Origin of the sequence: Teichococcus coralli, from assembly GCF_009829925.1 — a bacterium.
GTDB lineage: Bacteria > Pseudomonadota > Alphaproteobacteria > Acetobacterales > Acetobacteraceae > Pseudoroseomonas > Pseudoroseomonas coralli.
The window spans coordinates 419,870-437,726 of the sequence record NZ_SNVJ01000001.1 but is presented as its reverse complement, the minus strand read 5'-3'; the positions used below and the strand labels follow the sequence as shown (position 1 = coordinate 437,726).

At 71.6% G+C, this 17,857-nt stretch carries 19 protein-coding genes; 10 read left to right on the top strand and 9 right to left on the bottom strand.

Annotation, left to right across the window (positions count from 1 at the left end; all coding sequences use genetic code 11):
• Positions 1–301: 301 nt before the first annotated feature.
• Positions 302–1,381, bottom strand: coding sequence for a spore photoproduct lyase family protein (locus E0493_RS02020; RefSeq protein ID WP_367614438.1), 1,080 nt, complete (start codon positions 1,379–1,381; stop codon positions 302–304).
• Positions 1,382–1,741: 360 nt separating this feature from the next.
• Here E0493_RS02020 and E0493_RS02015 point away from each other — a divergent pair, with 360 nt between their 5' ends.
• Positions 1,742–2,833, top strand: coding sequence for a hypothetical protein (locus E0493_RS02015; RefSeq protein ID WP_160935227.1), 1,092 nt, complete (start codon positions 1,742–1,744; stop codon positions 2,831–2,833).
• A 210-nt stretch (positions 2,834–3,043) separates the two neighbouring features.
• Positions 3,044–3,391: a hypothetical protein gene (locus E0493_RS02010; protein ID WP_160935226.1), complete on the top strand. Its 348-nt coding sequence runs from the start codon at positions 3,044–3,046 to the stop codon at positions 3,389–3,391.
• Between the two features lie 172 nt (positions 3,392–3,563).
• Here the strand turns inward: E0493_RS02010 and E0493_RS02005 are convergent, their stop codons facing one another.
• On the bottom strand, positions 3,564–4,229 hold the full coding sequence (locus E0493_RS02005; RefSeq protein ID WP_160935225.1) for an MBL fold metallo-hydrolase: 666 nt from the start codon (positions 4,227–4,229) through the stop codon (positions 3,564–3,566).
• A 281-nt stretch (positions 4,230–4,510) separates the two neighbouring features.
• Between E0493_RS02005 and E0493_RS02000 the strand changes: the two genes are divergently transcribed.
• A complete protein-coding gene (locus E0493_RS02000; RefSeq protein WP_160935224.1) occupies positions 4,511–5,452 on the top strand; it encodes a formylglycine-generating enzyme family protein in 942 nt (313 codons plus the stop codon).
• Here E0493_RS02000 and E0493_RS01995 read toward each other — a convergent pair.
• On the bottom strand, positions 5,411–6,382 hold the full coding sequence (locus E0493_RS01995) for a LysR substrate-binding domain-containing protein (RefSeq protein ID WP_160935223.1): 972 nt from the start codon (positions 6,380–6,382) through the stop codon (positions 5,411–5,413). The genes E0493_RS02000 and E0493_RS01995 overlap by 42 nt on opposite strands.
• A 99-nt stretch (positions 6,383–6,481) precedes the next feature.
• Between E0493_RS01995 and E0493_RS01990 the strand changes: the two genes are divergently transcribed.
• Together E0493_RS01990 and E0493_RS01985 are read left to right on the top strand one after the other, a co-directional pair.
• A complete protein-coding gene (locus E0493_RS01990; RefSeq protein WP_160935222.1) occupies positions 6,482–7,489 on the top strand; it encodes a Bug family tripartite tricarboxylate transporter substrate binding protein in 1,008 nt (335 codons plus the stop codon).
• Positions 7,486–8,988, top strand: coding sequence for a sulfatase-like hydrolase/transferase (locus E0493_RS01985; RefSeq protein ID WP_202396837.1), 1,503 nt, complete (start codon positions 7,486–7,488; stop codon positions 8,986–8,988). The genes E0493_RS01990 and E0493_RS01985 overlap by 4 nt, the downstream gene beginning before the upstream one ends.
• A gap of 395 nt (positions 8,989–9,383) precedes the next feature.
• Here the strand turns inward: E0493_RS01985 and E0493_RS01980 are convergent, their stop codons facing one another.
• The gene (locus E0493_RS01980; protein WP_160935221.1) at positions 9,384–9,572 is read right to left on the bottom strand and encodes a hypothetical protein; all 189 of its coding nucleotides are present in this window, start codon (positions 9,570–9,572) and stop codon (positions 9,384–9,386) included.
• Between the two features lie 162 nt (positions 9,573–9,734).
• Between E0493_RS01980 and E0493_RS01975 the strand changes: the two genes are divergently transcribed.
• From E0493_RS01975 to E0493_RS01965, 3 genes are all read left to right on the top strand, one after another.
• A complete protein-coding gene (locus E0493_RS01975) occupies positions 9,735–10,403 on the top strand; it encodes a peroxiredoxin (protein WP_160935220.1) in 669 nt (222 codons plus the stop codon).
• A complete protein-coding gene (locus tag E0493_RS01970) occupies positions 10,400–10,774 on the top strand; it encodes an ArsR/SmtB family transcription factor (protein WP_160935219.1) in 375 nt (124 codons plus the stop codon). The genes E0493_RS01975 and E0493_RS01970 overlap by 4 nt, the downstream gene beginning before the upstream one ends.
• 121 nt (positions 10,775–10,895) lie before the next feature.
• Complete coding sequence (locus tag E0493_RS01965; protein ID WP_160935218.1) at positions 10,896–11,690, top strand: sulfite exporter TauE/SafE family protein; 795 nt, start codon at positions 10,896–10,898, stop codon at positions 11,688–11,690.
• Between the two features lie 151 nt (positions 11,691–11,841).
• Here E0493_RS01965 and E0493_RS01960 read toward each other — a convergent pair whose 3' ends face one another.
• Positions 11,842–12,624: an SGNH/GDSL hydrolase family protein gene (locus E0493_RS01960; protein WP_160935217.1), complete on the bottom strand. Its 783-nt coding sequence runs from the start codon at positions 12,622–12,624 to the stop codon at positions 11,842–11,844.
• A complete protein-coding gene (locus E0493_RS01955) occupies positions 12,621–13,829 on the bottom strand; it encodes an OpgC family protein (protein ID WP_160935216.1) in 1,209 nt (402 codons plus the stop codon). The genes E0493_RS01960 and E0493_RS01955 overlap by 4 nt, the downstream gene beginning before the upstream one ends.
• Positions 13,830–13,991: 162 nt before the next feature.
• Between E0493_RS01955 and E0493_RS01950 the strand changes: the two genes are divergently transcribed.
• Both E0493_RS01950 and E0493_RS01945 read left to right on the top strand, forming a co-directional pair.
• Positions 13,992–14,747, top strand: coding sequence for an SGNH/GDSL hydrolase family protein (locus tag E0493_RS01950; RefSeq protein ID WP_160935215.1), 756 nt, complete (start codon positions 13,992–13,994; stop codon positions 14,745–14,747).
• An 81-nt stretch (positions 14,748–14,828) separates the two neighbouring features.
• A complete protein-coding gene (locus E0493_RS01945; RefSeq protein WP_160935214.1) occupies positions 14,829–15,524 on the top strand; it encodes an endonuclease III domain-containing protein in 696 nt (231 codons plus the stop codon).
• Positions 15,525–15,527: 3 nt separating this feature from the next.
• On the opposite strand, the gene E0493_RS01940 is transcribed toward E0493_RS01945, so the two are convergent.
• From E0493_RS01940 to E0493_RS01930, 3 genes are read right to left on the bottom strand one after another with little or no spacing between them, the layout of a single operon-like run.
• Positions 15,528–16,562, bottom strand: coding sequence for a 5-methyltetrahydropteroyltriglutamate--homocysteine methyltransferase (locus E0493_RS01940; protein WP_160935213.1), 1,035 nt, complete (start codon positions 16,560–16,562; stop codon positions 15,528–15,530).
• Between the two features lie 3 nt (positions 16,563–16,565).
• Entirely contained in the window at positions 16,566–16,946 is a 381-nt protein-coding gene (locus E0493_RS01935) for a nuclear transport factor 2 family protein (RefSeq protein ID WP_160935212.1), read from the bottom strand.
• 7 nt (positions 16,947–16,953) lie between these two features.
• The gene (locus E0493_RS01930) at positions 16,954–17,853 is read right to left on the bottom strand and encodes an NAD(P)-dependent oxidoreductase (protein WP_160935211.1); all 900 of its coding nucleotides are present in this window, start codon (positions 17,851–17,853) and stop codon (positions 16,954–16,956) included.
• Positions 17,854–17,857 lie beyond the last annotated feature (4 nt).

Here is a 17,857-nt window from a genome sequence, read left to right as displayed (position 1 = left end):
GGCCGGCCGTCTCCCGCGGCCGATGTGCGGCTTGCCCGCGGCGCGGGCTCCCGAGGGGGAGAACGCGGCCTGCATGCCTTCGGAGGCCGGGGCGGTGAGCCCTGCCGGCGAGGCGCATCCCCTGGATGTCCGATCGGCCGGGCGCAGGGCCGCGGACATCCCGGCCGGAACGGTTCCACTGGAGCGTGCCGGGAGAATGAGCGGCTCTGGGGCACCTGCTTCCGCCGCGTTGGGAGGCATCAGGCTGGCCGACGGCCTCCGGTGAGCGCACGGCAAGCCTTCCGCCGGGATCGTCGGCCCCTCAGAAGGCGTAGCGCACCCGGCAGTAGGGCATGCGGGCGGCCAGCAGGTCCTTGAAGCGTTGCAGCCAGCGGCCCTTCCATCCCGCGCGGTAGCGGAGATTGACGCCGCCGCTTTCGGAGACCTTCTCCTCCTGGATGTCCGGCCGCCAGAGCAGCTCCTCCGCCTTCGGGTGCCAGGCGAGGTTGATCTCGTGCAGGTCCCGGTTGTGGGTGAGCATGATGATCTCGGCCGCCAGTTGATCCTTCACGGCGGCAGGCAGGATGTCGTCCAGCGCCTCGAACAGCGCGCCCCATTCCGCCTCCCATCCCTCGCGCAGCACGACCGGGGAGAAGTTCACGTGGACCTCGTAGCCCGCGCGGTGCAGATCCGGAATGGCGGCGATGCGCTCCGCCACGGGCGAGGTCCGGACGTCCAGCAGCTTCGCAAGTCCAGGCGGCATGAGGGACATGCGGATGCGGGTGCGGCCCGCCGGATCATAGTCCAGGAGGTCCGGGTTCACCCACTTCGTCGCGAAGCTGCCCTTCGCGTTCGGCAGGGTGCGGAACAGGGAGACCAGGTCGCGGACGTTGTCGGAGATGGCGGCGTCCACGGAAAGGTCGCCGTTCTCGCCGAGGTCGTAGACCCACGAATGCGGGTCCACCTGGTTCGGCGCTGCCTTCGCACCCTGGCGCGCCGCATGGCCGGCGATCGCGGCAAGCATCGCCTCGATGTTGACGAAGACGCTGATGGGGTTCGCATGCCCCTTGCGGCGGGCGACGTAGCAATAGGCGCAGGCCATGGCGCAGCCGTTGGATGAGGAGGGCGCGATGAAGTCCGCGCTGCGCCCGTTGGGCCGGAAGGCCAGGCCCTTCTTCACGCCGAGCACCAGGGCCTGGCGCTTGGCGGCCAGGTAGTCACCGGGATCGCCCTCCCGGAGTTCCGGGATGCGCCAGTGGGAGGCGACCGGGATGCGCTCCGCTTGCGGGAAGCGGGCCAGGATCTCCCGCCCGCGGGCGTGCTGCTCCACGGCGGATTCGAGGTAGATGCGGCTGATGTCGAGCGGGATGGCGGCCATCCATGTGGGATGTGGGGGTGGCACTCGCTCTTTCCAGGAGCGGGTCCGGATCGCGGGCTGATCCTGGCCCGCTTCTCCGGGCCGGTCCCAGGGTGCGCCTCGGCATCCCGGTGCCCGCTTCGGTGACGCCGGGCGTGCCATAGGCGCCAAGCGGCAGGCCCCGTTCGCGCCGCGTGCGGGCGGCCGCCCGTTTCGCCGCGGTCCACTTCACGACCCTCTGGCGGAAGCGTGACCAAGGGTGCGTGAACAACGCTTCCGCGACGTTCCCAAAGCCGATCCGCCCCCGTTACGCTGCTTCAAAGCGCATCGGGGGGATGGCGCATGGTGGGGGATGTGAGCCGGGCCAGTTCAGCCCGCGGGGAACGCTTCCTGGCCTGGATGGCGATGCATCGGCTCAGGGCCGACCCGAGCCTGCAGGAGGCCGGCCTCGATCTGGCGCAGGTCGAGCATTTCGGCCATGGCTACCGCAGCCTGCCCGGGAACTCGGCGGAGGCATGGGCGCAGGCCTGGAAGGCGTCCCTCAGGCAGCAAGGCGAGGGACGCCTCCGGTGGCAGGCCTATCGCGAGCTTCCCAGCCAGGCGCCCTTCCGCCGAGACGCCGCGCTCTACGACATGGCGTCCGGGCTTCGCCTTCTGCTCGGCGTTCCGCTCCGGCAGGTCGCTCTGCTGCCCCTTCGGGATCCCGCCAGGGAGCGGCGCCTGGTCGTCGGCCCCGAGGGCGACTGGGTGCTCTTCTGCCAGCCCCGGCTGCTGGAGGGAATGGGCGCCGATGTGCCGCCGTTGGAGCGGGTCTGGCATGCTGAAGGCCCAGCGCTGGGTCTCGACGCCATCGACGAGGCGGTCCTGGACCAGATCGCGGATGGCTGGCGGCCTGTTGGCCAGGCGGAATTGCAGATCGACGCCGATGCCGCCCAGGCGGGGCTGCCCGAGAAGGCGGGAATGAGGATTCCGGTGTTCCCTGCCGCGGAAAGGATCAGGGGCTTCAAGCGCGCGCTCGGGATGGGCAAGCGCACCCGGTCCTGCCTGATCCCGGAGGACCTGGACGGCGCGCCAGGCCGCTACCCGCCGCTTCTGGCCGCCGCCGCTTCCGAACTGCTGCTTGGCGCCGCGGCCCGGAAGGGTGAGGGGGCAGCCCGAGGATACCTGCGGCTGCTTCCCGACATGGCCTGCCGGGAGGTGGTGGAAGCCCTCGACGGCCTCTTCGGCGGCAACTGGTCGCTGGGAGCCTTCGCGGCCGGGGGCCTGGCCCCGCTTCCCGGCGCGGTCGTCTGCTGCCCCGGCCACCCCGTCTCCTGCACTCTCCTGGAGCCCGACTGGGATGACCGGACGCGCTGCGCCCGCTTCGACAAGCTTCCCGGCATGCCGACACTGCCGCAGGCGGAGGTTGTCCGCATCCGCCAGGGCGGCATTCCCTCGCCGGGCCTTCAGGCCAGCCTCGTCGGTCGTTCGGCCGTGGTGGCGACACTGACGCCCTAGCTTTGCAGTTTCCCCATCGGCGCTCCCGAAAGGCCTCCCCGGTGGTGCGTTCGCGCCGGTGGGGCATTTCCTGCGTCGCGGAACCCAATTATGGGTGGCGCCTTTCCGGCCCTGCGAGTTCCCATGCCCGACGAGCAATACGCACCGCTTCAGCCTCCGGGGACCGTCCCTGGCAGTCCTGGCGTCCCGCTGGATCGCCTTGAGCGGGCGGTGCTCGACCTGGCAGCCAGGCTGGAGGAGCTGCGGAACGCCTTCGCCGCGCAGACTGGCCGGGCCGATGCCCTGGAACGGCAGGCCACCGACCTTGAGCGCCAGCTCGCCATCGCCGAAGCAAGGCTGGCGGTGGAGATGATGCATTCCGCCGGCCTGGCGGCACAGGCGTCCCACCTGATGGCTGTCGCCGCCGAGGCCGACCTGCCTGGCCTGGCCGGCCTGGTGGAGGCGGGGAGCGTCGGAGGAGCAGCGACGAGCCGGCTGGCGGAGATCTACGCAGCGGCCTTTGACGCCAAGGCGGCTGAACTCGGCATCGAGGATCCGGCGCGGTTCCGGGACGCCTGAGCGGCGGGGCGGAAGATCAGGTCGCCTGCTCGGAGGAGGCTGCGAGGCGGCCGGCCCCCGAGCCGCCATGTCGGGCAGCTTCTGCACCACGGGCGCATCTTGCCGCCTCGCCGCCGCCGGCCTGCCCTTGAACGGCCGCACCGCCGGAAGTGGCGGAGGAGCGGAAGCCGACTCAGCCCCGGCCGGCGAGAAAGGGGTTGGACCGGCGCTCCTCGCCCAAGGTCGAGCCCGGGCCGTGGCCGCACAGAAAGCGGATGTCGTCGCCGAGCGGCAGCAGCTTGTCCTTGATGGCCGCGATCAGCGCCACCGGGTCGCCATAGGGGAAGTCGGTGCGGCCGACCGAGCCGCGGAAGATCACATCCCCCACCACCGCGACCTTGAGGGACGTGGAAACGAAGGCCACGTGGCCGGGCGTGTGGCCGGGGCAGTGCAGCACTGCGAACTCCTGGCCGGCGATCGCAACCGTTTCGCCTTCCACCAGCCAGCGGTCAGGGCTCACCTTCTCCAGCCCCTCGATGCCGAAGCTCGCTCCCTGGTCCGCCAGGCCTTCCAGGAGGAAGGCATCGCGGCGGTCCGGCCCTTCGATCGGCACGGCCTCACCCTGCCGCGCTTCCAGCGCGCGCTTCAGCGCGGCGGCGCCACCGGCATGGTCCAGGTGGCCATGGGTGAGGAGGATACGGTCCACGCCGAACCCCGCCTTGTCCAGCGCGGCAAGGATTCGCGGCACATCGCCACCGGGGTCGATCACCGTGCCGCGCCTGGTTTCCGCGTCCCAGATCAGGGCGCAGTTCTGCTGGAAGGGCGTAACCGGGATCTGTGCAGCCTGGAGTTGGGGCATGCGCCTTGCCTGCCATGGCGGGCCGAAGGGGTCAACGACCGGGCTTCCCCGACAGGCTCCGCCATCCCGGGGACGTCTGGCCCGGGCCGCGCTCGGGGAGCCGGTACGATGGACCGGCATGGAGGCAGGCCGGAACGGCGGGCGGCCTTGCCGTCCCCCGGCTCTTCCTCCGCGGTTCCGCCTTCGCACGGCGTTGTCCGCCACAGGAGGAGGGAGGGCCTGGCGGCCCTGAACTTTTCCGCCTGTGCCCTATGCCCCGCGCAACCCTATCCTGGTGCGCCATGACCGACACCTGCTGCTGCCCGCCGATCGCCCCGCGTCCGGAAACCTCTCGGCCCGACACCGCACCCGTTGTTCCCGCCGCTACCGGCACGGTGCCGCCGGCGCCGATCCTTGCCCTGCCTGGCGGCACCGTGACGGTGGGCACCGCCGATCCCGTGCTGCGGGAGGATGGCGAGGGACCGGCTCGGCGCGTCACGCTGCGCCCCTTCCGGATGGACGCGCATGCCGTGACCAACCGGCGCTTCGCGGCCTTTGCCGCGGCCACCGGCTACCGGACGGATGCGGAGCGCTTCGGCTGGTCCTTTGTCTTCCAGCTTCTCCTGCCGCCCGGCCATGGCGGCGGCCGGGTGGAGGGCGCGCCCTGGTGGGTCCGCGTCGAGGGGGCCTGCTGGGCGCAGCCGGAAGGGCCGGGCTCGTCGGTCGCGGCGCGGATGGAGCATCCGGTGGTGCATGTCTCCTGGAACGACGCCGCCGCCTTCGCCGCATGGGCCGGCGGCAGGCTGCCCGGCGAGGCCGAGTGGGAGCATGCCGCCAAGGGGGGCGACGATGCCGCGCGCTTTCCGTGGGGAATGCAGGAGCCCGGCGAGCAGGATGCCCTGTGCAACATCTGGCAGGGCGACTTCCCCCGCCACAACACGCTGGCGGACGGCTTCCTCGGCACCGCGCCGGTGGACAGCTTCGCGCCCAACGGCTTCGGCCTGTTCAACGCCTGCGGCAACGTCTGGGAATGGTGTGCCGACCCGTTCCGCGTCCGCTCGCTGGCCGGCGCCGCGAAGCAGCGCAACCGCATGGCGCTCCAGGAGGGCGAGCGGGTGATGAAGGGCGGCTCCTACCTGTGCCACCAGAGCTATTGCTACCGCTACCGCATCGCCGCCCGCTCCGGCCGCAGCCCCGACACCTCAGCCGGGCACACCGGCTTCCGGATCGCCTACGACGCCTGACGCGGCGCGCCCGGCATCGGCCGGCGTGGCCGCCAGCAGCACGCGCGCCACGGCGATCAGGCGCGCCACGGTCGGCGCCGTCTCGCCACGGCGCCAGGCCAGCATCATCTCGGCGAAAGGCATGTTGCGCCCCGCCAGCGGCCGGTAGATCACGCCCTCCATGCCGAGCCGCGTGGCGGAGGCCGGCATCAGGGCGACGCCCACCCCCGCGCCGACCAGCCCGGCGACGGCGGTGAGCTGGTTCACCTCCTGCACCACATGCGGGCGCACCCCGGCCCTTGCGAGGGCGCCGCGGAAGCGGCTGTCCACATAGCCGGCCATTCGCGGCGAAGTGGCCACGAAGGGCTCCCCGCGCAGCGCGGCGAGCGGCACGGACTGCGCCGCCGCCAGCGGGTGCTGGGCGGGCAGCGCGACGACATAGGGCTCGCGCCACAGCACCAGCCGTTCCAGCTCCTCGGTTTCCGGCATCGGGCGCAGCAGCGCCGCATCCAGCCGCCGCGTGAGGATCGCGGCGGCGGCATCCACGGTGAGCATCTCGACCAGGCCGAGATGCACGTCGGGGCAGGCCGCGCGGAAGCGGGTCACCAGCCGCGGCAGGATGCTCATCGGCGCGGCCTCGACGAAGCCGAGGGCGAGCTGCCCCACCTCGCCGCGCGCGGCACGGCGGGCGGCCTCGGCGGCGGCGCCGGCCTGCGCCAGCGTGGCCCGTGCCCCCTCCAGGAAGATCGCCCCGGCCACCGTCAGCGAGACGCGGCGGCTGCCGCGCACCAGCAGCGCGACGCCGATCTCGCCTTCCAGCCGGGCGATCTGCTGGCTCAGCGCCGACTGGGTGAGGCGCAGGCGCGCCGCCGCGCGGGTGAAGTGCAGCTCCTCCGCCACGGCGACGAAGCAGGCGAGCCGCCGGGCATCCAGCGCGGTTCCGTCTTCCATCAGCAGATCTGATTGTTCCATTAGCGGAAAGCGCCGGAAACTTATGGCAACGGCCATCCGGCGGGCAAGCCGGAGGTCATCAGGAGAGGGACGGCACCCATGGTGACTGCGCGCATTCCGGCTTCCATCGCACCGCGGCCGCGCCCGACCCGGCGCGCGCTGGGCGGGTTGGCCTTGGGGGCGCTGGCCGCCGGCCTTCCCGGCCGCGCCATGGCGGCCTGGCCGGACCATCCCGTCACCGCCATCGTTCCCTACCCTCCGGGGGGCAACAACGATATTCTTGCGCGGCTGCTCAGCCCGGCGGTGGAGCGGGCGCTGGGCCAGACCCTGATCATCGAGAACCGGGGCGGTGGCGGCGGCACGATCGGCGCCACGGCGGCGGCCCGCGCCGAGCCGGACGGCTACACGCTGGCCTTCCTGGACATCGGCACGCTCGCCATCGCGCCCTTTCTTTTCGCGCGGCTGTCCTACCAACCGGAGAGCTTCGAGCCCCTCATCCGGCTGACCGAGGTGCCGCTGACCGTCGGCGTGCCGGCCGGCAGTCCCTACCGGACGCTGCAGGACCTGCTGGCCGCGGCGAAGGCGAAGCCGAACGGCATCACCTATGCCTCGCCGGGCAACGGCACGGCCGGGCACCTCGCCGCGCAGATGCTGGTCTCGCTTTCCGGCGCGCGCATGGTGCACGTGCCCTATCGCGGCAGCGGCCCGGCGGTGACCGAGCTGACGGCCGGGCGGGTGGACCTGCTGATCGACGGCACCCTGCTGCCCGCCGTGCAGCAGGGCCAACTGCGCGCGCTGGCCACCACCGGCCCGCATCGCTCGCCCTTCCTGCCGGATGTGCCGACCGTCGCGGAGGCGGCGCTGCCGGCCTACTCCTTCCTGTCCTGGCACGGCGTGGCGGCGCCGAAGGGCACGCCTGCGCCGGTGCTCGCGCGGCTCAACGCGGCCTTCGACGCCGCGCTGCGCGATCCGATGGTGGTGGAGCGCGCGAAGCAGCTCGGCCTGCCGCTGAAGGGCGGCACGGCGGCGGAATTCGCCGCCTTCGCCTCGGAAGAGCGCAAGAAGATGGAGAAGCTGGTGCAGGAAAGCGGAGCGCGCGTGGAATGAGCGGCATGACCGGCGATGCCGCGCAGCGGCCGAACATCCTGCTCGTGACGGTGGACCAGTGGCCGGCCTCCCTGACCGGCTACGAGAACCATCCCGCCATCCTGACGCCAACCCTGGACCAGCTCGCCCGCAATGGCGTGCGCTTCCCGCGCACCTATTCGGAATGCCCGATCTGCATCCCGGCGCGGCGCAGCCTGATGACCGGCACCACGCCGCGCAAGCATGGCGACCGTTCCTTCGACCCCGCCGCGCGGATGCCGGCGCTGCCGACGCTCGCCGGCACGCTGCGAGGGGCGGGCTATCGCTCCGTCGCCGTGGGCAAGCTGCACGTCTATCCGCCGCGCGACCGCATCGGCTTCGACGAGGTGTTCCTGGCCGAGGAGGGAAGGCCACACCTCGGCGGGCCGGATGACTACGACATGTTCCTGGCCGACCAGGGCTTCGCCGGGCAGGGCTTCCTGCACGGCATGAACAACAACGACTATCTCTGGCGGCCCTGGCACCTGCCCGAGCGCACCCATGTCACGAACTGGACGACCTGGCAGATGTGCCGCGAGATCAAGCGGCGCGACCCGACGCGGCCGAACTTCTGGCACCTGTCCTACACCCATCCGCACCCGCCGCTGGCGCCCTTGCAGGCCTATCTCGACATCTATCGCGACGCGGAGCCGCCGGTGCCGCCGGTGGCCGACTGGGCGCGCGACGAGGCGGCGCTGCCTTATGCGCTGCGTTCCATCACCGACTACTGGGCGCATGTGAAGCCGCACCACCTGCGCGGCATCCAGCGCGCCTTCTACGCGCTGTGCACGCATATCGACCACCAGTTCCGTGTCGTGCTCGGCACGCTGCGCGAGGAGGGGCTGCTGGACAACACCGTGGTGCTGTTCACCGCCGACCACGGCGACATGCTCGGCACGCATGGGCTCTGGGCCAAGCGTGTCTTCTACGAGGACAGCGCGCGGGTGCCGACCATCCTGCTCGGCCCCCAGGGCGACCCGCGCACGCCGCCCGGCGCGGTGGACAACCGCCTGGTGCAGCTCGCCGACGTGATGCCGACGCTGCTCGACTTCGCGGGTGTGGCGGTGCCGGAAGAGGTCGAGGGGCGCTCGATGATCGGCGACGCGCGGCGCGAGATCCTGACCGCCGGCTGCCGCGACGACGCCTCGGCGACGCGCATGGCGACGGACGGGCGGTTCAAGCTGATCTGGTACCCCAACGGCAACCGCATCCAGCTTTTCGACCTGCAGGAGGACCCGCAGGAGATGCAGGACCGCGCCGGGGACGCCTCGCTCGCACCCCGGCGTGCGGCGCTGGAGCAGGCGCTGGTGGAGGCCGCCTGGGGCGTGGATGGCGACTGGATCTCAGGCGGCCGGCTGACCGGGGCGCCGGCGCGCGCATTCCGGACGCAGGCCAACCGCGGGCTTTCCGGCCAGCGCGGCAACCATTTCCCGCCGCCGCCGCAGGCCGGGGCGGATGTGGTGGTCGGCACGCCGGGATGAGTGCGGCGCGTTCCGGCCCCGACCCCGGCCCCGATCCAGGCCATCGCCTCGCCCTGCGCGGCGCCGGCAGGCGGCTGATGGAGGCGGCGGCCGGCCCTTCGGGGTGCAGCGGACCTTGCGCGACCCGGTCTTTCGTCCGGTGCCGCTCGCGGTGGCGGAGGTTGAGTTCGCCGCCGCGGAACATCATCCGTCGGTACAGGAAAGGCAGGAACCTGGTCTTCAGCAGCCGGGCGCTGCGGCGCGGCCTGCGTGGATCCAGCGCAAAGCTCGGCCTGACCTTGCCGCCATCGGTGAACGCCGCCAGCCCCACCTGTCCGTAGGCCATACCTTCCTCGTCCTGCCCACGGTGTCGGTCACCGCGAAATGCGCGGTCCCGCCGGGGCCAGGCACCGCCTTCAGCCGGGGGCGGCGCGACCAGCGGCCACGGTGATGCCGGCGCCCTCCACGATCAGCACGGCCGCGGCCGCCTCCGGCGTGCCCGGCGGGCTGTCGCCCGCCTTGGGGCGGGCTGGCAGCCCCTGCGGAATGTCCCTGCTGTCCTCCTGATCGGTTGCCGGAGTGCCGGGCGCATCGCTGGAGGGCATGCTTAAGAAATCAACACTTGCGGAATGCGTTAAGCGACATAGTATCCGGAAGTGTTCCGGCGCTGCTGCGGCGGCCAAGCTTGAGAGGCGCGGGAAAAGGTTGTGTCTGGCGCGTGGCGGATGGCTGGTCGCTTCCGCCTCCCTCCAGGGCAAGGACAGAACATGAGCGAGTCGCTTCCACAGACTGCCGGGCCGCCGCTGCTCCACGACGCCGCCCCGCATTTCCGCGCCCGCACCACCATGGGCGACCGTGCGCTGTCCGATTATCGTGGGGGCTGGCTGCTGCTGTTCTCCCATCCCGCCGACTTCACGCCGGTCTGCACCAGCGAGTTCATCGCCTTCTCCCGCGCCGCCGAGCGGTTCGAGGCGCTCGGCTGTGCGCTGCTGGCGCTCTCAGTCGACAGCCTGTTCTCCCACTTCGCCTGGATCCGCAGCATCCACGCGCAGTTCGGCGTCAAGGTGCCGTTCCCGATCATCGAGGATCCCTCGATGGCGATCGCGCGCGCCTATGGCATGATCGCCCCGCAGGCACCCGATGCCGCCATGGTGCGGGCCGTCTTCGTGATCGATCCCGAGGGCGTTATCCGAGCCATCAGCTGGTATCCGATGACCACCGGGCGGAGCGTTGAGGAACTGCTGCGCCTGGTGGAGGCGCTGCAGACCGCAGATGCGCATGACGTCTCGACCCCGGAGGGCTGGCAGCCCGGCGACAACGTCATCCTGGCCCCCGAGCTGACGCCGGAGGCCGCCCTCGCGGAGCGCGGGCAGGGCGGCGACTGGTACTTCAGGACCGGCCCGCTGCCGAAAAACGGAAAGGGCCGCCTCCGATGATTCCGGGCGCCGTGAACATCGCCGAGGGTGCCGCCCTGCTGCGTGTGCTCGCCAACCCGGCCCGCCTCCGCATCGCCCTCCATCTGCTTGGCGGCGAGCGCTCGGTCGGGCAGCTGGAGGAGGATCTGGCGCTGAAGCAGCCCAACCTTTCACAGCATCTCGCTGAGCTGCGGGATGCCGGGCTGCTGCTGGCGCGGCGGGAATCGCGGGCGGTGTTCTACCGGGTGGCGCCCGGGCAGCCGCGGCACCTGCTGGTCAGCCTTCTGCACGGCCTGGGCGGCGCCGCGCCGGCCGCCGCGCCGCCGCCGCCTCGGCCGATCCGTCAGCCGGTGGCCGCGGCCAGCTTCGCCGTGGTGGAAGCGGCGCGATGAGCGGCCGGCCCGCCTACGCCTGTCCGCCACCAGCCGCACTCCGCATGGCGGCGGGCAGGAGCGACCCGCCGCCGGCCATCGAAGGACCGGCCGCGCTTCCGCTGACCCCTGGAGCTTGAGCATGGTGTTGCAATCCGTCCTGGCCGTGCTCTCCGGCAGCCTGGTGGGCTTCACCCTCGGCCTGATCGGCGGCGGCGGCTCCATCATGGCGACGCCTTTGCTGCTCTATGTCGTCGGGTTGCAGCCGCATGTCGCCATCGGCACCGGGGCGCTCGCGGTCTCGGTCAACGCCTTCACCAACTTCGCGGGCCATGCGCGCGCGGGCAACGTCCGCTGGCGCGACGCCGTGCTCTTCGCCACCGTCGGCGTGGCCGGCGCGGCCACCGGCGCATGGTTCGGCAAGAGCTTCGACGGGCAGCGGCTGCTTTTTCTGTTCGCCGTGCTGATGGTGGCCGTTGGCATCCTGATGCTCCGCCGGGGCCGTGCGCAGCCCGCCGCTCCCGGAGAGCAGCAAGACCCGGACGCCGGGCGCCGGACCATGCTGGTCGTGGCCAGCGCGCTCGGCGTCGGCGTGCTTTCCGGGTTTTTCGGCATCGGCGGCGGCTTCCTGATCGTGCCGGGGCTGCTGTTCTCCACCGGCATGCCGATACTCGCCGCGGTCGGCTCATCCCTGCTCGCGGTCGGCGCCTTCGGGCTGACGACGGCGGTCAGCTACGCCTCGTCCGGGCTGGTCAACTGGGTTGTCGCGGCGGAATACATCGCCGGGGGCCTCGCCGGCGGCTATCTCGGCATGCAGCTCGCCTGCCATCTGGGCTCCCGCAAGGCCACGCTGAACCGGATCTTCGCCGGGCTCGTCTTCGTCGTCGCCTCCTACATGCTCTACCGCAACGCCGCCGCCTTCGGGCTTGCTCCCTGAGGCGCGGCCGGGCACCCGCGGCCGGGGTGCGGAAACCGGCTCCCGACACTTCCCGCAAGGGCCCCTTGCTCCCGGTGAACGCGGCCTCCCTGCACGACATATGCCCCGCGGCACGCCCCGGAGGGCGCAAGCGCCTGGGGCGATGCCGCGGTCACCGCGGGGAGCGGAGGGCGTCTCCTGCCGGTTGCGCCGCCTTCAGCACAAGCTGGGCCAGGGCCTGGCCCAGGCAGTCGTGCAGGCGGTCCGTCGTTGCCCGGTGCTGCCCCGCCGGCGCGCGCTCGATGTCGAGCCGGTCGTTCTCGGCCCAGGTCTGCATCAGCTCATAGCGCTGCAGCAGCGGTACGCCGCTGCCCAGCGCGGCCATGCGCAGGACGTCGCGGTAGGTATCCACCCGGGCGTTGGCACGCAGGAAACGCGAGAACTGCTGGTCCATCAGCACCACGTCGCTGCCCGCCGCCTGCGCCGAGGCAATGCCGTTCTCCAGGGCCGACGCCATCTCCTGCGGATCGGTGTTGCGGACGGTCTCGACCGTTCCGGTCTGCCAGACCACCAGATCGAGGGGCAGGGCGCGCAGCGACGCGGCGAGCAGCGTCCGCTGTTCCTCCGTCGTGCTGCCGCGCTGGGCGCGGATGTCCAGCCGCACCTCAAGGCCCGGCACCCGGGATCGCAGCGCTGCGGAAAACCGGTGTGGCCAGGCCGCCTCCGGCGAGGAGTTCCCCGCCCCAAGCCCCGAGGCGGTGCCCAGCACGAGCAGCTGCAGCCGCCCTTGCCGCAAGGCCTTCGCGACATGCGGCAGGCTGGCGCCCGGATCGGCAAGCTCCTCCGGCACCTCGCAGGCCGCGCGCTCGGGCGGCACGGGAGATGTTTGCGCCGCGGCCTGCCGCAGCGGCCATGCCACGAGCGCCATGAGCAGCAGCCAACGGAGCAGGGTCATGAATGTGACTCCCGTGCGGGGGAAGGAGGGGGGACGAGAAGGGGGGAAGCATCCGCCGGCGCTTCGGCCGGGGGCCGGCGTTGCGAGCGGGCGGCGCGGCCGAACCAGGCGTTGACCATGGCGACCCCGGCAAGCGCGGCGAAGCCGATCAGGTTCGTCGCCGCCTGCGCCAGGGCGCTGTCGTCCTGCTCCAGCACGACGCGCCCCAGGAAGGACAGCAGGATGCCGGCGCAGAACACCGGCAGACCCTGCTGCCCCATCAGGATCAGCGGCGCGACGAGGCGCCCGCGCAGCCAGGCGGCGTCAAAGGGGACGAACCAGGCGACCAGCCAGGCCAGGGAGAGGATGGAGAGCAGCCGGAGCGGATGCAGCCCGGTCTTGTCGATGGAGCTGAGCACGCGGGCGATGCGGCCCGGCAGGCCCGGCGCGACGTCGGGAACCGCCCAGAAGGCGAGCATGGCGGCGGCGCCAAGCAGCGTGACGAGCATGGCGCCCGCCGTGATCGTCGCCTGCAGCGGGGCGATCCGCGGCACCGCGAGCGGGCGTCCGCCGGGCGGCGCGTAGCCCAGCACGCAGCCGGTGAAGAACAGGACCTGCCAGGCGAAGGGGTTCAGGAACCACCCGCCGCCGATCCAGTTGGGCAGGTTCAGGCCGGTGATCCGCACCGCGACATAGCCAGCGATGGAGAGCGCCATGAGCACCAGCGGGTGGCGCCGCAGCGCCAGGGCCGGCGCCAGCATCAACAGCAGCGCCACGTAGAGCGGCAGGATGTTCAGCAGGTTCGGCTGGTAGCGGAGGAGCAGCGCCTCCAGCAGGGCGCGGTAGGGCTCCGTGACAAAGGGATCCAGCAGCATCTCCTCGACATAGGCCGGGTTCAGCAACTCGGCCGAATAGCCGACCTGCGCCGTCACCAGCACGAACACGAGGATGTGCGCGACGTAGAGCGTGGCAGTCCGGCGCAGCACATCGGCCGCGGCGAAGATCCAGCCATGCTTGTCGGCCGTCGCGCCGTAGGAAAGTCCGGCGGCATAGCCTGCAAGCAGGACGAAAGCTTCGGTTGCGTCGCACAAGGCCAGGTTGCGCAGCGTGTACTCGTTGAGCTGGTTGCCCGGTATGTGGTCGATGAAGATGAACAGCAGCGCCACGCCACGCGCGAGGTCAACGCGCAGGTCCCTCTGGGCGCTGGTGCGGATAAGCCTCGTCATGGCCTTCAATCCCGGGCGAGAGAGGTGCGCCGGAGGCGCTGGAACGGCTTGTGCCACCTTGCCATGCTCGTTACCTTCTCGTGACTAATAGCCGAGGTCTGCTGCACCGGACCAGCCCGGTCATGCCGCTTCGAGATTGGCGCGGAGGCAGAAGTCAAGCTGATGCGGCTTGTTCGCCTGTTCACGATTGCAGCCAGTGCCCTCGCCCTGGCCTTTCCTCCAACGACTGCGCGGGCGGGCGATGCCTGTCCGGTGGTGCAGCGCGAGGAACTCGTCCTGCCGGCCACCCGCGCCGCCCTGCGGGCGGGCCGGCCGGTGACCATCCTCGCCCTCGGCTCATCTTCCACCGAGGGAGTGGGCGCCAGCTCGGCCCAGGGAACCTACCCCGCCCGGCTGCAGGCAAAGCTCCGCCATGCGCTGACCGGCCACGCTCTCAGCGTCGCCAACCGTGGCAAGGGCGGTGAGGACGCGGCCCAGATGGTGGCGCGCCTCGGCCGCGAACTGGAAGCGACGCATCCGACCCTGGTCATCTGGCAGGCCGGCGCGAACAGCGCCGCCCGGCGTGAGAATCCGGCGCGCTTCGCCGCCCTCATGCAGGAAGGCATCGCCCGCATCCAGGCAGCCGGGGCCGACCTCGTGCTGATGGACAACCAGCGCTCTCCCGTCATCCTGGCCTCCACCGGGCACGAGGCCTTCGATGCGGCGCTCGCCCGGCTGGCCGATGCGAACCATGCCTCCCTTTTCTCTCGTGGGGCGCTGATGCGGCGCTGGGAGCAGGCAGGCCTGCCCGCCACCGCCGTGCTCTCGGCGGACGGCATGCATCACAACGACCTCGGCTACGAATGCCTCTCGGCGGCGCTGGCGGAGGCGATCCTGGCCGCGACCAGCCGTGGCGCAGCACTCGCCGCGATGCATTAGGCCGCGGCGCACGACCCTCCTCACGCTCCAGGCGGACGTGTGAAGGGCTGAACCCTTCCTCGCGAGCGGCGTTCATGCGCCATGCACTCCCTGGCACAGACCGCCCCGGCTGCCGGAAAGGCGCCCTTCGACTTTGATGAGGCGTTCCGCCGGCTGCGGGCCGCCTTGGGCGATCTGCCCAAGGCCGCCATGTTCGAGCTGCGGGACCGCGGCTATGGCAGCCTCTTCGAGCAGCTGGTGGCAAGCCTGATTTCCGCCCGCACACGGGACGAAACAACCATTCCCGTCTGTCTCCGTCTCTTCGAGGCGGCGCGCACGCCGGAGGCGATGGCGACTCTGGACGAGCCGGCCCTTGTGCGCCTGCTGCACGGTGCGACCTTTCCGGAGCCCAAGGCGCGCGACATCCTGGCCTTGTCGCGCAGGATCATCGGCGAGCTCGGCAGTGTGGTGCCGGACACGCCGGAGGGGCTGACCGCCTTCCGCGGCGTCGGCCCGAAGATCGCGGCGCTGACGCTCGGCGTCGCCCTCGGGCAGCCGCGGATCGCGGTGGACATCCATGTCCACCGCATCGCCAATCGCTGGGGGATCGTGGCAACCTCCACGCCGGAGAGGACGCAGGCGGCGCTGGAGACCGTGCTGCCGGAGCGCTACCGGGTGGAGATCAACGAGCGCCTGGTGCCCTTCGGCAAGCATGTCTGCACCGGAGAGCGCCCGCTCTGCTCGCGCTGCCCGCTGCTGGACATGTGCCGCCAGGTCGGCGTCACCACGCACCGCTGAGGTTCAGCCCTCCAGTTCACGCCGGACGATTGCCGCGCCTTCCGCCATGGCGCGCAGCTTTCCGAAGGCGCGCGCGCGCGGCAGGTACTTCATGCCGCAATCCGGTGCCACGACCAGCCGCCCCGCGGGGAGCCGCTTCAGTCCGGCGCGGATGCGGGCCGCGACGGTCTCCGGCGTCTCCACCTCGGCGCTGCCGAGGTCGATCACCCCGAGCATGATCCGCTTTCCCGGCAGATCGCCAAGCACGGCGAGGTCGAGCTTTGGCTGCGCCGCCTCGATGGAGATGGTGCCCGCCTTGCAGTCGGCGAGCTGCGGCAGGAAGGAGTAGCCGGAGGGCTTGTCCTTCACCACGGCGGCATAGCCGAAGCAGACATGCACGACGGTTTCGCCCGTCAGCCCTTCCAGCGCGCGGTTGAGCGCCTTCACGCCGAAGCGGGCGGCGGCCTCGGGGCGCGCCTGCATCCAGGGCTCGTCGAACTGGATGACGTCCACCCCGGCGGCCTTGAGGTCCTTCGCCTCCGCGTTCACCGCGGCGGCGTAGTCCATCGCCATGGCTTCCTCGTCCCGGTAGTGCTCGTCCGAGGCCTGCTGCGAGAGGGTGAAGGGGCCGGGCAGGGTGATCTTGGTTTTCCGGTCGGTGTTGGCGACGAGGAACTCCACGTCCCGCACCTCCACGGGCCGGTTGCGGCGGATTCTGCCGATCACGCGCGGCACCAGCGTCTCCTTGCCGGCGCGGCCCATGGTGCGGGCGGGGTTGTCCACGTCCACGCCGTCCAGCGCCAGGGCGAAGCGGTTGGAATAGCTTTCCCGCCGCACCTCGCCATCGGTGATGATGTCGAGCCCGGCGCGCTCCATGTCGCGGATGGCGATCAGCGTGGCGTCGTCCTGCGCCTGCTCCAGCACCTCCTCGGGGATGCGCCACATCTGCTTCATCCGCACGCGCGGCACCAGGTTCTTGGCCAGCACGTCGCGGTCCACCAGCCAGTCCGGCTGCGGATAGCTGCCGACGACGGTGGTGGGCAGGAGGGTGTGCGTCATGCGTCAGACCTTCGGAGCAGGGGGTAGTGCGGTGGGCTGGTAGGCGAGGAGGCGCCATTCTCCGCCTTCCCGCGCCCAGAGGGCGAGGGTGAGGCTGGCGATGCGCCTCTCCGCGCCGTTGCGGATGATGCGGGCGCTCATGCGGCCGAGCGCGGCGGCGGCGTCCGGCCCGGCTTCGAGCACCGTCTCGGTCTCGTGGCCGACATCAAGGTAGCGCAGGCCGCCGTTGGCGATGCTGGCGAGATACTCCTCCTTGCTGTCGCGCGTCGCGTCCGAATGGGCATAGACGGCGCGGTCGGAGAGCAGCGCGGCGAGGGCCTCCACGTCGCCGCGCAGCATGGCGTCGTAGCGTTGCGCCTCCAGGGCGCGAATCTCGTCCTGCATGAGCACCTCAGCGGCGATTGGGCGCGAGCAGCCGCTCGGGCCAGGTGGCGAGACGAAAGAAATCCAGCTCACCCTCGCCGCTGGCTTGATAGGCGGCGGCGAACTGCCGGGCGAGCGCGGCGAGCGGCATGGGCGCACCCTCCCGTTGCCCCACGGCGAGCGCGAGGTCGAGATCCTTGGCGATAAGGTCGAGATCGGCGGCGGGCGTCCAGTCGCGCGCCTTCAGCATCGCGGCCTTGTAGGCCAGCAGTGGCGAGGCGACGACGCTCCTGGACAGCGCCTCCACCATTCCCTCCCAGTCAAGCCCGAGGCGCCCGCCGAAGGCCAGCGCCTCGCCAATGACGACGGGCGTGAGCGCGACGACGAGATTCACCATCAGCTTGACCGTGCGCGCCTCCTCGCCGGCACCGCAGCGCAGCGTTTCCTTGCCGAGAACCCCGAGCAGCGGCGCGCAGCGGTCCAGCGCCTGCTCCGGCCCGGAGGCGAAGAGGGTCAGCGCACCCGCCGCCGCCGTGCTGGTGCTGCCGGAGACGGGGCAGCGCAGGTAGTCCGCGCCGCGCGCCGCAACCGCCTCGGCCACCTGGGCGGAACAGGCCGGAGAGACGGTGCTGAGGTCGATGAAGACCTGCCCCGGCCGGATCTCCTCCGCGAGGCCGCCCGGGCCAAGGGTGGCGGCGAGCAGCGCCGCGTCGTTCGGCACCATGGAGAGGATGATCTCGGCCTCCTGCGCCAGCGCCGCCGCGGTGACGGCGGGCCGCAGCCCTTCACCGGACAGGCTCGCGAGGCGCGCGGGGTCGGTGTCGGTCGCGGTGACTTCCGCCCCGGCGTCCAGCAACCGCCGGCAGAGCGGGGTGCCCATCCGCCCGACCCCGATCCAGCCCAGCTTCCAGCCTTGCAGCGCGCCCATCGCT